Here is a 13,214-nt window from a genome sequence, read left to right as displayed (position 1 = left end):
TCCCCTCGTGACGATCGTCGCCGCAGCAGACGGCTCAGCCCTCGGCAACCCCGGCCCCGCCGGCTGGGCCTGGTACGTCGACGACGACCGGTGGGCTGCGGGCGGGTGGCCGCGCGCGACGAACAACATCGGCGAGCTCACCGCCGTCCTGCAGCTGCTCCGGGCGACGAAGGACGCGGGCGAGCCGCTGCACATCCTGTGCGACAGCCAGTACGCCATCAAGGCGTGCACGGAGTGGCTCGCCGGGTGGAAGCGCAAGGGCTGGCGGAAGGCCGACGGCAAGCCGGTGCTCAACGTCGAGATCATCAAGGAGCTCGACGCCGAGCTGCAGGGCCGCAAGGTCACGTTCGAGTGGGTCCGCGGCCACGTCGGGCACGAGATGAACGAGGCGGCGGACGTGCGCGCCCGTGGCGCGGCCACTGCCTACCAGAACGGCACCGAGGTGCCCGAGGGTCCGGGCTGGCCGGGTGCCGAGGTCAGCGAGCCGTCACCGCTGCCCGAGGCGACCCCGCCGGCGACGCTGTTCTAGCCGCGCTCAGTACGTCCCGTCGCGCCGTTCCTGCTGGGTGATCTGCTCCCCCGACGCCGGGTCGACGCCGGAGCGCGTGGTGGTCGTGGTCCGTCGGCCACCGAAGGCGACGGCCAGACTGATGATGAGCAGGACGACACCGGCCGCCATGAGGATGTAACCGATGAGCCGGAGGTCGATCCCGGCGAGCTGCACGTCCACGGCGAACGCCACGATGGCGCCGATGACGATCAGGGCGATGCTCGATCCGATGCGCACGATGGGGTCCTCTCGTTCGTGACCCCGAGCCGATCGGCACAGGGCTGGCGCCGAACGTACCCGCTCGTCAGAGTCGCCGTTCCCACAGCGCGACCGTGCTGGTGAGGTGGTCGTACCGGTAGGGCTTCCGCTCCCCCGTCGGTTCGTACCCGAGGGCCCGCCAGAACGGCTCGGCGACGGGTGCGTTCGTCGCGACGATCCCGAGCCGCAGCCGCTCGGTGCCCGGGGTCGCCCGGAGCTGGTCGACGACGGCGTCGTGCATCGCCCGACCGAGCCCGCGCCGACCGCGGTCGCCCCGCACCACGAGCAGCCCGATGAACGCCACGGCGTCGGACGGGTACCCGCGCAGGACGTCCGCGAAGGCGACCAACTCCGGCCCGTCCCAGAGTCCGGTGCCGGACTTCCCCGCGGGATCGAACCCGTCGGGCACCGAGACGAGCGCGCTCAGGCCGTCCGAGGGGCCGGGCGGGTAGCCGGTGATGCGCGCGGCGTAGTCCGGCACGGACTCGAGCAGGCCCTGCAGCGCCGCGACGTCGTCGGGGCCGAGATCGCGCACCGTCAGCGGCATCAGTCGACGTCCACCTCGGCCCAGCCGTCGAAACGCCCGATCTCGGTGACCCGCACGACCGCCTCGCCGACCTCGTCGGACGCGTCGAGGTCGATGGTGGCCGAGAACCCGAAGTCCTTGTCGCCGGACGGGTCGGCGAAGATCTGGCGGGCCCGCCAGACACGGGCGCCACCCGACCCGGCCGCCGCGTTCTCGTCGAGCACCAGGTACTGCATCGAGCGGGCGTCGGCGTCGGTGCGGACCTCGTCGTGCGTCTCGTAGTACTCCTCGAGCACCGCGTCCCAGGCGTCGGCGTCGAAGCCGGCGGCCGCGTCGAGCGCGCCGAGCCCGTCGACGTCGTCGGCGGCGGCGAGCAGCACCCGCTGGAACAGGGCGTTGCGCACGAGCACGCGGAACGCCCGCGGGTTGCCGGTGAGGCGGGCGGGCTGTGGCGGCGTGATCTCGTCGTGCTCCTCGGCCGCGAGCAGGACGTCGCCGTTGACGAGCGCCTCCCACTCGTCGACGAGCGAGGAGTCGGTCTGCTTGACGACCTCGCCGAGCCACTCGATCAGGTCGTCGAGCTCCTGGGTCCGTTGCTCGTCGGCGATGGTCTGCCGCATGGTGCGGTAGGCGTCGGACAGGTAGCGGAGCACGAGCCCCTCGGACCGGGTGAGCTGGTAGAAGCGCACGAAGTCGCCGAAGGTCATCGCGCGTTCGTACATGTCGCGGACGACGGCCTTGGGCGAGAGCGCGAAGTCGAGCACCCACGGCTGCTCGGCCGCGTACGCCTCGTACGCCGCTTCCAACAGCTCGGACAGCGGGCGAGGCCACGTGACCTCCTCGAGCAGCTCCATCCGCTCGTCGTACTCGATGCCCTCCTGCTTCATGCGGGCGACGGCTTCGCCGCGCTCCTTGAACTGCTGCTGGGACAGGATGGCGCGCGGGTCGTCGAGGGTGGCCTCGACGACGGAGACCATGTCGAGCGCGTAGGTGGGCGACTCGGGGTCGAGCAGTTCGAAGGCTGCGAGCGCGAACGGGGACAGCGGCTGGTTGAGCGCGAAGTTCGGCGCGATGTCGACGGTGAGGCGGTAGGCCCCGTCGACCTTCTCGATCACCCGTGCGTTGATGAGCGTCCGCGCGATGACGAGTGCCCGCCGGGCCATCGCGAGCTGGCGCGCACGCGGTTCGTGGTTGTCGAACACGAGCGACCGGACGTCCTCGAAGGCGTCCCCGCCGCGCGCGACGACGGACAGCACCATCGCGTGGGTGATCCGCATCCGCGAGACCATCGGCTCGGGTTCGGCGCCGATGAGCCGTTCGAACGACGGCTGCCCCCACGAGACGAAGCCCTCCGGGGCCTTCTTCCGTTTGATCTTGTTCTTCTTCTTGGGGTCGTCGCCGGCCTTCGCGACCGCGCGGGCGTTCTCGATGTCGTGCTCGGGCGCCTCGGCGACGACGTCGCCCTCGGTGTCGTAGCCGGCGCGGCCGGCCCGACCGGCGATCTGGTGGAACTCGCGGGCGGACAGCTGGCGCATCTTCGTGCCGTCGAACTTCGTCAGGCCGGTGAACAGCACGGCGCGGATCGGCACGTTGATGCCGACGCCCAGGGTGTCGGTGCCGCAGATGACGGGCAGGAGGCCGCGCTGCGCGAGCTGCTCGACCAAGCGCCGGTACTTCGGCAGCATGCCGGCGTGGTGCACGCCGATGCCGGCACGGATGAGCTTGGACAGCGTCTGGCCGAAGCCTGCACTGAACCGGAAGCCCGCGACGGCGGCCGCGATCTCGTCCCGTCGCTCACGCGAGGCGACCCGGGCGGACAGCAGCGACTGCGCGCGTTCCAGGGCCGCTGCCTGGGCGAAGTGCACGATGTAGATCGGCGCCTTGCCCTCCTCCAGCAGCCGTTCCACCGTCTCCTGCACGGGCGTCATCACGTACTCGTACTCGAGCGGCACGGGCCGCGAGACGCCGGTCACCCGGGCGGTGGGTCGACCGGTCCGGCGGGACAGGTCGTCGGCGATGGTGGTGACGTCGCCGAGGGTCGCCGACATGAGCAGGAACTGCGCGCGCTCGAGCACGAGGAGCGGCACCTGCCACGCCCACCCGCGGTCGGCGTCGCCGTAGAAGTGGAACTCGTCCATCACCACGACGTCGACGTCGGCGTCCGGGCCCTGGCGCAGCGCCAGGTTCGCCAGGATCTCGGCGGTGCAGCAGACGATCGGAGCGTCGGCGTTGACGCTCGAGTCCCCGGTCACCATGCCGACGTTCTGCGCGCCGAACAGGTCGACGAGCTGGAAGAACTTCTCCGACACGAGCGCCTTGATCGGGGCCGTGTAGTAGCTGCGCTTCCCCTCGGCGAGGGCGGCGAAGTGCGCGCCGGCGGCGACGAGGGACTTCCCGGTGCCGGTCGGGGTGCTGAGGACGACGTTGGCACCGGACACGAGCTCGATGACGGCTTCGTCCTGCGCCGGGTAGAGCGGGCGGCTGCCCTCGGCGGCCCAGGCGGCGAACGCCTCGTAGACGGCGTCGGGGTCGACCGCGCCGTCCACCGCCGCCGGGATCGCGGCGACGAGCGGGGCCTGGGTGGTGACGTCGGTCATGCGCCCATCCTCCCAGGTACCGCCGTCGCGGAGGGCGGGAACGGGCAGCGGGGTGCAGACGGCACAGCGCGGACGGCACAGCGCAGACGGCGGACGGGAGGCGCGGCACCGGGCCGCCACGCGCCTCCCGACCCGACAGGTGCCGGACCAGGGACGCGCTCCATACGTGCGCATAGACTCACGACATGCGCGAACTCGGCTTCCTCTCCTTCGTCCCGAACCACGGCGGCACCGACGGTGCCGCGGCCGCCCTGGAGGACGGCCTCCGCCTGTTCGAGACCGCCGAGCGGTTCGGCTACGGCACCGGCTGGGTGCGCGGTCGGCACTTCGAGCCGTTCCTCACCAGCCCGATGACGTTCTTCGCGGCCGCCGCACAGCGCACGAGCACGATCGGGTTCGGCACCGCGGTGCTCGGCATGCGCTACGAGGACCCGGTCCGGCTCGCCGAGGACGCCAGCACCGTCGACCTGTTGAGCGGCGGTCGCGTGCAGCTCGGCATCAGCACGGGCATCGCCGGGTACGGCCCGATCCTCGACCCGGTGTTCGGCAGCGTCGACCGGTCGTTCCGCGACGAGGCCGAGGCCCGCGCTGGCCGCCTGCTCGAGGTCCTGCAGGGCGAGCCACTCGGCAGCGCCGGCAAGGGCTACGAGAGCATCCCGGCCAGGGCGGACCTGACGCTGCAGCCGCTGAGCGCCGGCCTGCGCGAGCGCGTCTGGTGGGGCGGCGGCAGCATGGCCACGGCGGTCCGCACGGCGGAGAAGGGCCTGCTGCTGCACTGCTCGACGCTGAACACCGAGGACACCGGCGCTCCGTTCGCCGAGGCGCAGGCCGACCAGGTCGCCGCGTACCGGGAGCGCTTCGCCGCGCTGCACCCGGAGCGCACCCCGAAGGTCGCCGTCGGGCGCATCGTCGTCCCGCTGCTCGACGAGCACGACCGTGCCGTGCACGAGGAGTTCCTGACCGGGTACGCCGCCGGCATGGACGACGAGGGCCGTCCGTCGTCCGGCCCGCCCTTCCGCTTCAGCTCGGTGCTGTCCGGCGAACCGGCCGCCATCGTCGACGCCCTGCTCGCCGACCCGGCCGTGACCGCTGCCGACGAGCTCGTGGTCACCCTGCCGGCGAACGGCGACGCGGCGTCGCACGAACGGATCCTGCGCATCGTGGCGGAGGAGATCGCGCCGGCGCTGCGGGCCTGACGCCCTGCGGAGCATCCGGCGGGGCTCACATCGGGGTGGTGAGTCCCGAGAGCCCTGCCGGATGACCATCCCGTCCCTGATCCGCACGGGATGGTGGGACCATCGTTCCACCCGGCAAGTGGTTTGTCACACCGGTCTGCGCCCTGCGGACGGAAAAACCTGACCGATCGTCATGGGATTTGTCGGGTCCGTACGAAGTGCCCGCGACCCGGCTCGGCGCCGATCCCCGCTCCGACGAGGAATGCGCCCCCGCGCGGACGCGGGGACGCATTCGAGACGCACCGGGGTGCCAGGGCTCCGTCGGCCGGATCAGGAGACCGAGTCGCGCGTCCGGCGACCCCGTGAACGGTGCGCACGCCGCCGGTAACCAGCCGACTGGCGCACAACGATGCTACTCGGACAAGCCGAGTGCCGCACGGAAATCGGACGTCCGGCTCACTCCAGTTCGAGGGCCGCCGTCCCGGACTCGTCGGTCACCGAGGCGCCGACGTGCAGTGTGAAGGCGCCGGGCTCGTACCGCCAGGCACCGTCCTGCCAGTGCGCGAACGCCCGCGCCGGGACCTCGATCGACACCTCGGTCGACTCCCCGGCGTCGAGGCGCACCGGGGCGAACCCGACGAGCCACCGCACCGGCCGGTCGACAGCCGAGGCCCCGCGCGAGGCGTAGACCTGCACGACGTGCTTGCCGGCCCGGTCGCCGGTGTTCGCCACGGTGGCCGTCACGACGGCCGTCCCGCCCTCGCCGACGGTGGGCGTCGCCGCCACGCCCTCGATCGTCCAGGTGGTGTACCCGAGGCCGTGGCCGAACGGGTACGCCGGCTCGGTGCCCGCGCGGAGCCAGGCGCGGTACCCGATGTGCACGCCCTCGTCGTAGCGCACCAGGCCGTCGACCGGGGTGACGTCGAGCACCGGCACGTCGGCCATCGCGGCCGGCCAGGTCGTGGGCAGGCGCCCGCCGGGCTCCTGCGCGCCGGTGAGCACGTCGGCCACCGCGTTGCCGTACTCCTGACCGCCGAACCAGGTGAGCAGCACCGCGGCGACGTCGTCCCGCCAGGGCATCTCGACCGGGGACCCCGCGTTGACGACGACGACCGTGTTCGGGTTGGCGGCGGCGACCGCGCGCACCAGGTCGTCCTGGTGCCCGGGCAGGGCGAGCGACGACCGGTCGTAGCCCTCGGACTCGACCTTCGAGTTCGTGCCGACCACGACGACCGCGACGTCCGCGTCCTCCGCGATGGCCACCGCGGCGTCGATGAGCACCGACGGGTCCTCGTCGCTCGGCTCGGTGCCGAACTGGTAGGCGAGCACCCCGCCGAGGGTCTCGTCCTGCACCACGTCGTACTCGATGCGGATCGCGACCTGTTGCCCGGCGGTCACCGACACCGGCACCGACCGTGCCGGTGGGTTGAGGAACGCCGCGCCGAGCTGGTCGCCCTCGTACGGCACGTCCTCGTCGAGCACGAGCTCGTCGTCGATCCACATGCGCGAGCGGCCAGCGGCGCCGATGCCGATCCGGACCGTTCCGGTGGACGGCGCGGTGTAGGTCGTGGTGATGTCGAGCCGGTCCGCCTCGCGGGTGGGGGCGTCGCCGCCGAACCAGAAGAGCGCGGTGGCCCGGCGGTCCTCGACGTACAGCTCGGCCCCGTCGCGCACGAACGCGACACGCGCGCCGGGCTCCCCGGTCGCCGGGTTGGTGATGGTGTCGAGCGGGAACTCCGCGATGCCCTCCTGCACGACCGCGCCGATGGCGTGCTCGACCGTCGCGCCCGGGAACGCGGCCCGGATGCCGTCGAGCGGCGACACGACCGAGGACGGCACGACCGTCGCCGAGCCGCCGCCCTGCGTGCGGGCCTGGTCGGCGTTGTGGCCGATGACGGCGATGCGCGACACCGCGGGGGCGTCGAGCGGCAGCACGCCGGTGTTGCGGACGAGCACGGTGCCCTCGGCCTCGGCCTCGCGGACGAACGCGGGGCCGTCCTCGACGTGCACGGGCGTCGCGGCGACGGGCTCGAAGCCCTCGAGCGCGCCGACCCGGGCGGCCAGCGTCAGGATGCGCCGGACCTTGCGGTCGATCGCGTCCATCGGCACCTCGCCCGACTCGACCGCGGCGAGCAGCGGCCCCTCGCTCCACCACGGGTTCGGTCCGGGCATCGCGACGTCCTGCGACGCCTTCGCCGAGTCGACCGAGCGCACCCCGGTCCAGTCGGACACGACGATGCCGTCGAAGCCCCACTCCGCGTTGAGCGGCGTCTCGAGCAGCTCGTGCTCGGACGCCGTGACACCGTTGACCGAGTTGTACGACGACATGATCGCCCAGGCGTGCGCCTCGGTGACGGCCTTCTCGAACGCGAGCAGGTACAGCTCGCGGAGCGCCCGGTCCGAGACCTCGGTCGAGGCGGTGAAGCGGTCCGTCTCGTAGTCGTTCGCGATGTAGTGCTTCGGCGTCGCGGCGACGCCGTTCTCCTGCACGCCCGCCACGTACGCCGCGGCGAGGTCGCCGGTCAGCACCGGGTCCTCGCTGAACGCCTCGAAGTGGCGGCCGCCGAGCGGCGACCGGTGCAGGTTGATGGTCGGGCCGAGCACGACGTCGACGCCCTTGCGCCGGGCCTCGACGGCGGCGGCCGCGCCGTAGCGCTTCGCGACGCCTGCGTCCCACGACGCGCTCAGCGCGGTGGCCGAGGGCAGGTTGAGGGACGGGTCGCGCTCGTCCCACACCTCGCCGCGGACCCCGGAGGGCCCGTCGGACATGAGGATGCGGCGCAGCCCGATCTTCTCGATCGGCCAGGTCGTCCAGAAGTCACGTCCGGTCAGCAGCTGCACCTTCTCCTCGGTGGTCAGCTGGTCGACGAGCGCGTCGATGCGCTCCGCCAGCGGACGGGAGGCGGAGCTCGCGGTCTGCAGATCAGTCACGGTGATCGGTCCTTTCGTTCAGAGCCGGGGCAGGGGGTCAGCGCACGCCGCGGATGCGGGACACCGAGGCGATGCCGAGCAGTCCGACGACGGCGCCGGTGATGAAGAAGCCGCTGTACCCGCCGGTCAGGGCGATGACGCCGGGAGCGGCGGCGGGCACGAGGGACTGCGGCAGCGCCTGGGCGATGTTCACGACGCCGAGGTCCTTCGCGTTGTCCTGGTCCGACGGCAGCACGTCGGTGATGAGCGCCAGGTCGACCGCGTAGAAGACACCCATGCCGGCACCCATCACGAACTCGCCGACCAGGACCGTGCCCAGGGACGGCGCGAGCGCGATGATGACGAGCCCGACGACGCCGACGACGCCGGCGACCGCGACGAAGAGCTTGCGACGCCCGAGCTTGTCCGACAGCCAGCCGGCCACGAGCGAGGTCAGCACGATGCCGACGACATTCCACAGCGTGCCCTGGAACACGGCGTTCGCCAGGTTCGACTCGTCGACGCCGATGTCGTCGCGCAGGAAGTAGGTCAGGTAGCTCACCGCGGTGTACTGGGCGGCGACCATCATGAAGCGGGTGAGCCACGCCCAGCCGAGGTCGGGGTGCTTCACGGGGTTGAACACGAACGAGCCGAAGAGCTGCCCGATGCCGAGCTTCGAGGTCGGGCGCTGCGCGAGCACGCGGTCGCGGAACACCAGCGCGTAGAGGACGACGACCGCGGAGCCGATCGCCCCCGGCACGATCATCTGCGTGGCCGAGGTCGAGAAGAGCTGCACCAGGAAGGTGCCGCCGACGAGCGCCAGGTTCTGCGCGAGTCCGAGGAGCGCCGCGACCCGGCCGCGCTGCGAGCGCGTGACGTGGTCGGGCAGCACGGCGGTGAGCGCCGCGATCGTCGCGTTGTAGGCGATCTGCGCGACACCCCAGCCGATCACCAGCACGACCACGGAGGACGTCGTCGCGACGACCACGAGGGCCGCGAAGCCGACCACGGTGCCACCGATGATCCACGGACGACGCATGCCGAGCCTCCCGGCCGTCCGGTCGCTGAAGCGACCCGCCAGCGGGTTGGCGACCATCGCGGCGAACGCGCCGATGCCGAGCGCCAGGCCGAGCACGCCGGCCTGGTTGTCCGGCGCGATCTCGGCGACCTTGAGCGCCATCGCGACGAGCACCGGCGGCAGCAGGGCGATGAAGAGCCCGAACATCGCGATCGGCATGCCGAGCGAGTACATGAGGGGCGCACCGCGGCCCTGGGTCGGGGCGACCGCGGTCGGGGTGTCGGAAACGGACAGGGCGTCGTTGGCCACTGCAACCTCCATGGGGTGCGCCACCGTCGTCGGTGACTCGCTCGCCTCCGTCGGCGGCTGGGGGCCACGGTACCACCAAAACCAAGCAGTAGTAGGTTTTCTGCTGCCGACCCTGACGGTACAGTCCTGCCATGGCACAACGGGGTTCGTACGCGAAGGGGATCGCAAAGCGCGAGGAGATCCTGACGGTCGCCCTCGAACTCGTCGCCTCACAGGGGTTCCGCCGGACGAGCATCAAGGACATCGCCGACGCCGTCGGTCTGACCCAGGCCGGCCTGCTGCACTACTTCGACTCGAAGGACGACCTCTGGGTCGAGGTCCTCCGCCGCCGCGACGACTCCGACGCCGCCACCGACTGGGACGCCGCCGACCCGGGCGAGCTGCTCGCCGCCATCGTGCGGCACAACGTCTCGGTGCCCGGCCTCGTGCAGATGTTCGTCAACCTGTCCGCGGCCGCGGCGACCGACCCGGACCACCCCGCGCACGCGTACTTCCAGGAGCGCTACGACCGCACCCGCCGCGACCTGTCCGCGGACTTCCGGGCGATGCAGCAGGACGGCCGGCTCCGCACCGACGTCGACGCCGAGGAACTGACCAGCGTCCTGCTCGCGGTCTCCGACGGCATGCAGATCCAGTGGCTGTTCGACCCCTCGCGCGACATGGCCCGGCACGTCGAACTCGTCACCCGGCTCGCGATCGCCCAGGCGGCGCCGGCCGTCTGACGCTGCCCCCGGTCGCTCCCCGCCCGGGCCGCTCCCCGCCCGGAACCAGGTTCCGGACACAGCACCGCGCGATCCCGTGGTGTCGTGTCCGGAACCTGGTTCGCACGGCGGAGCGGGGTACGGACAGGGCCTGGCCCGACCCCGGCCGCCCGGGGCAGGATGGAGCGGACCCTCCGGGGTGCACCCCGACGACGATGTGGAGAGACGCGATGACGCGTGTGTTGGTGACCGGTGGCAGTGGCAAGCTCGGGCGGGCGGTGGTGCGCGACCTCGACGCGCACGGGTACGACGTGGTCCTGCTCGACCGCGTGCCAGCGCCGGACAAGCCCGAGCGGGTGCCCTTCCTGCGGATCGACCTGACCGACCACGGGCAGGTGCTGAACGCCTTCATGGGCATCGACGACCGCTACGACCACGTGGACGCCGTCGTCCACCTCGCGGCCGTGCCGGCCCCCGGACAGGTCCCCGACGTGGCGCTCATCACGAACAACGTCACGTCGTCGATCAACGTCTTCCACGCGGCCCGAGCGGCCGGGATCAAGAACGTGGTGTGGGCGTCGAGCGAGACCCTGCTCGGGATCCCGATGGGCGAGCACCACCCGCCCTACCTGCCCGTCGACGAGGAGTTCGCGGTCCGCCCGCAGTCGTCGTACTCGCTCGGCAAGGCCGTGGAGGAGGAGATGGCGCGCCACTTCACCCGCTGGGACCCGGAGCTGAAGATGATCGGGCTGCGGTTCTCGAACGTCATGGACGAGACCGACTACCCGGCCTTCCCGTGGGACGCCACCCCGGAGGCGAAGACCTTCAACCTGTGGTCGTACATCGACTCGCGCGACGGTGCCCAGGCAGTCCGGAAGTCCCTCGAGGCCGACCTCACCGGGTTCGAGGCGTTCGTCATCGCGAGCCCGGACACCGTGATGGACACGCCGACCATCGAGCTCGTCGAGCGCTTCGTGCCGGACATCGAGCGCCGCGCGGACATCGACGGGGTCAGCTCACTGCTGTCGTCGGAGAAGGCCCGCGAACTGCTCGGCTACGCGCCGGAGCACAGCTGGCGCGACCACCGCGCCTGAGCGCGAGCGGGGTCGCTCGGTCCCCGTTTGGGCTCAGGCAGCGGGGACGAGCAGCCCGTCGAGCACCAGGTCGCGCGCCGCCGGCAGCAGGTCGGCGGCGAGCGCCTGCTCGTCCACCCCGGTGATCTGCGAGAGCGCGCCGATGATCGCGGCCACGGACAGGTCGCCGTCACAGGCGCCGACGAACGCGGCGAGCGCGGTGTCCGCGTCGACCCGGCGGCCGAGTCCCCCGCCCTGCACGAGCGTCATCACCGTCGGGTCGTCGTTGCCCGGCCAGTAGTAGCGCTCCTCGGTCACGTCGCCGGCGACCGACAGGTGCGTGGCGGCGAGCGCGGCGTCGTCGTGCCCGGCGAGCCAGGCGGCCGCGTCGAGGACGCGCGCCACCGTGGCACCGAGCCCGGCGGGATTGGAGCCGAGCGCCTCGGGGACGCGCTCGAACCGGCGGAGGCAGGGCGGGCCTCCCGGCAGGGGTCGACGCACCACGACGTACCCGAAGCCGACGCCGGTGACGCGGCGCTCCGCGAAGTCGTCGAGCCAGGCGCCCACCAGCGTGTCGAACTCGGTCGTGCCGGGCTTCGTGCCGCCGTCGCGGATCCAGGTCTCGGCGTAGGACGTCGGGTCCTGGCGCTCGCGCTCGACGACCCACGCGTCGAGGTCGGTGTCCGCGAACCAGCCGCGCACGCGGTCGAGGCCATCGACGCCCCAATGGTACTCCCAGTTGCCGAGCAGCTGCGCGGTCCCGCCGGGCTCCAGGTGGTCGGCCAGGCCGCGGAGCACGGTCTCGACCAGGGCGTCGCCGACCATGCCGCCGTCGCGGTACTCGTACGAGGGGACGCCCGGTCGGCGGGGCGTGATGACGAACGGCGGGTTCGAGACGATGCGGTCGAACCGCTCCCCCGCGACGGGCTCGAAGAGCGAGCCGTACCGGAAGTCGATCCCGTCGATCCCGTTGAGCTGCGCGTTGAAGCGGGCGATGTCGAGGGCGCGGCGGGATATGTCCGTGGCGACCACCCGGTCGGCGAAGCGTCGGGCGTGCATCGCCTGGATGCCACACCCGGTGCCGAGGTCGAGCACCGTGCGGACGGGCACCGGGACCTGCAGACCGCTCAGCGTGGTGGTCGCCCCGCCGATGCCGAGCACGTGCTCCTCGCTGATCGCGTGGCCGAGCGCGAGCTCGCCGAGGTCGGAGACGATCCACCAGCTGCCGGCACCGAGGTCGTCGACGAAGGCGTAGGGGCGCAGGTCGACGGTCGGCACGACCTCGGTGCCGTCGGCGTCGGCGGTGCCGTCGGGTCCGTCGCCGCCGTCGGCTTCGTCGGCTTCGTCGGCTTCGTCGATGCCATCGACCCGGAGCAGGCCGGCGGCGACCACGGCGTCGAGGCCGGCGGTCGGGAACGCCGCCGCGGCGTCCTCGTGCGGGACCGGCAGGCCGAGCACGAACAGGGTCGCGAGCGTGCCGAGCGGTGACGACGGCCGCGCCGCGAGGGCCCGGAGGGCGGCCACCCGTGAGCCGCGGTGCAGCGACGCGGCGGCCTCGGCACCCCACAGCGAGTCGACCCGCTCGACGGTGAAGCCGGCGGCGTCGAGGTCCGCGGCGAGCGCCGACGTCACGTGCGGCGCGGCGCCGACCTCGGGCAGGGCGTGCACGGTCCGGCTCACGACTCGATCCCGTCGCGCATCAGGGCGTCGGGCACGTCCCACGCGGACACCAGGTCGAGCAGCCCGGGGAACCGTGCCTGCACGTCCTCGGCACGCACCCGGCTGGAGCGGGTGAGCCCGTCCTGGTGCTGTTCGAGCAGCCCGGCCTCGCGCAGGACGCGGAAGTGGTGGGTGAGCGTGGACTTCGGTCGGTCGACGCCGACCCACCCGCAGCTGCGCACGCCGCCTGCGGCGTCCACCAGGTAGCGGTGCAGGATGGCGAGCCGGATCGGGTCGCTCAGGGCGTCCATCACGACCGGCAGGTCCAGCTCGGCCACGGACGGTTGGGGCAGTCGCTCGGGGGCGTCGACGTGCGCGGGCATGGACGGGACGCTACCACCGACCACCTCGCAGTACGACTTGCGTCGTACAGTTCAC

Annotated in this window: 11 protein-coding genes; 4 read left to right on the top strand and 7 right to left on the bottom strand. The window is 72.3% G+C overall.

Going from position 1 to position 13,214, the window contains the following annotated elements; genetic code table 11:
• Window positions 1–7: 7 nt before the first annotated feature.
• On the top strand, window positions 8–529 hold the full coding sequence (locus tag BIU97_RS11910) for a ribonuclease H family protein (RefSeq protein ID WP_071297753.1): 522 nt from the start codon (window positions 8–10) through the stop codon (window positions 527–529).
• A gap of 6 nt (window positions 530–535) precedes the next feature.
• On the opposite strand, the gene BIU97_RS11905 is transcribed toward BIU97_RS11910, so the two are convergent.
• From BIU97_RS11905 to BIU97_RS11895, 3 genes are all read right to left on the bottom strand, one after another.
• Window positions 536–787, bottom strand: coding sequence for a DUF6458 family protein (locus BIU97_RS11905; RefSeq protein ID WP_071262905.1), 252 nt, complete (start codon window positions 785–787; stop codon window positions 536–538).
• 67 nt (window positions 788–854) lie between these two features.
• Entirely contained in the window at window positions 855–1,355 is a 501-nt protein-coding gene (locus BIU97_RS11900) for a GNAT family N-acetyltransferase (RefSeq protein ID WP_071262921.1), read from the bottom strand.
• On the bottom strand, window positions 1,355–3,931 hold the full coding sequence (locus BIU97_RS11895) for a DEAD/DEAH box helicase (RefSeq protein WP_071297752.1): 2,577 nt from the start codon (window positions 3,929–3,931) through the stop codon (window positions 1,355–1,357). The genes BIU97_RS11900 and BIU97_RS11895 overlap by 1 nt, the downstream gene beginning before the upstream one ends.
• 185 nt (window positions 3,932–4,116) lie before the next feature.
• On the opposite strand from BIU97_RS11895, the gene BIU97_RS11890 reads away from it, so the two are divergent.
• Window positions 4,117–5,127, top strand: a complete 1,011-nt coding sequence (locus BIU97_RS11890) for an LLM class flavin-dependent oxidoreductase (protein WP_071297751.1) — start codon at window positions 4,117–4,119, stop codon at window positions 5,125–5,127.
• A gap of 435 nt (window positions 5,128–5,562) precedes the next feature.
• On the opposite strand, the gene BIU97_RS11885 is transcribed toward BIU97_RS11890, so the two are convergent.
• Together BIU97_RS11885 and BIU97_RS11880 are read right to left on the bottom strand one after the other, a co-directional pair.
• Complete coding sequence (locus BIU97_RS11885; RefSeq protein ID WP_083420905.1) at window positions 5,563–8,037, bottom strand: beta-glucosidase; 2,475 nt, start codon at window positions 8,035–8,037, stop codon at window positions 5,563–5,565.
• Window positions 8,038–8,074: 37 nt separating this feature from the next.
• Entirely contained in the window at window positions 8,075–9,355 is a 1,281-nt protein-coding gene (locus BIU97_RS11880; protein WP_071297750.1) for an MFS transporter, read from the bottom strand.
• A 119-nt stretch (window positions 9,356–9,474) separates the two neighbouring features.
• On the opposite strand from BIU97_RS11880, the gene BIU97_RS11875 reads away from it, so the two are divergent.
• Both BIU97_RS11875 and BIU97_RS11870 read left to right on the top strand, forming a co-directional pair.
• Window positions 9,475–10,065 (top strand): TetR/AcrR family transcriptional regulator, encoded by a 591-nt coding sequence (locus BIU97_RS11875; RefSeq protein WP_083404913.1) that lies wholly within the window; start codon window positions 9,475–9,477, stop codon window positions 10,063–10,065.
• Between the two features lie 209 nt (window positions 10,066–10,274).
• Window positions 10,275–11,138, top strand: a complete 864-nt coding sequence (locus tag BIU97_RS11870) for an NAD-dependent epimerase/dehydratase family protein (RefSeq protein WP_071262935.1) — start codon at window positions 10,275–10,277, stop codon at window positions 11,136–11,138.
• A 33-nt stretch (window positions 11,139–11,171) separates the two neighbouring features.
• Here BIU97_RS11870 and BIU97_RS11865 read toward each other — a convergent pair whose 3' ends face one another.
• Together BIU97_RS11865 and BIU97_RS11860 are read right to left on the bottom strand one after the other, a co-directional pair.
• Window positions 11,172–12,797 carry a N5-glutamine methyltransferase family protein gene (locus BIU97_RS11865; RefSeq protein WP_254782981.1) on the bottom strand — a complete coding sequence of 542 codons (1,626 nt, stop codon included), beginning with the start codon at window positions 12,795–12,797 and terminating at the stop codon, window positions 11,172–11,174.
• Window positions 12,794–13,159: an ArsR/SmtB family transcription factor gene (locus BIU97_RS11860; RefSeq protein ID WP_071297908.1), complete on the bottom strand. Its 366-nt coding sequence runs from the start codon at window positions 13,157–13,159 to the stop codon at window positions 12,794–12,796. Before BIU97_RS11860 ends, BIU97_RS11865 begins: the two co-directional genes overlap by 4 nt.
• Window positions 13,160–13,214: the final 55 nt, after the last annotated feature.

Origin of the sequence: Curtobacterium sp. MCBA15_009 (assembly GCF_001864895.1) — a bacterium.
Classification (GTDB): domain Bacteria; phylum Actinomycetota; class Actinomycetes; order Actinomycetales; family Microbacteriaceae; genus Curtobacterium.
Note: the sequence above shows the minus strand (reverse complement) of the source record. Positions and strands in the feature narration are given on the sequence as shown.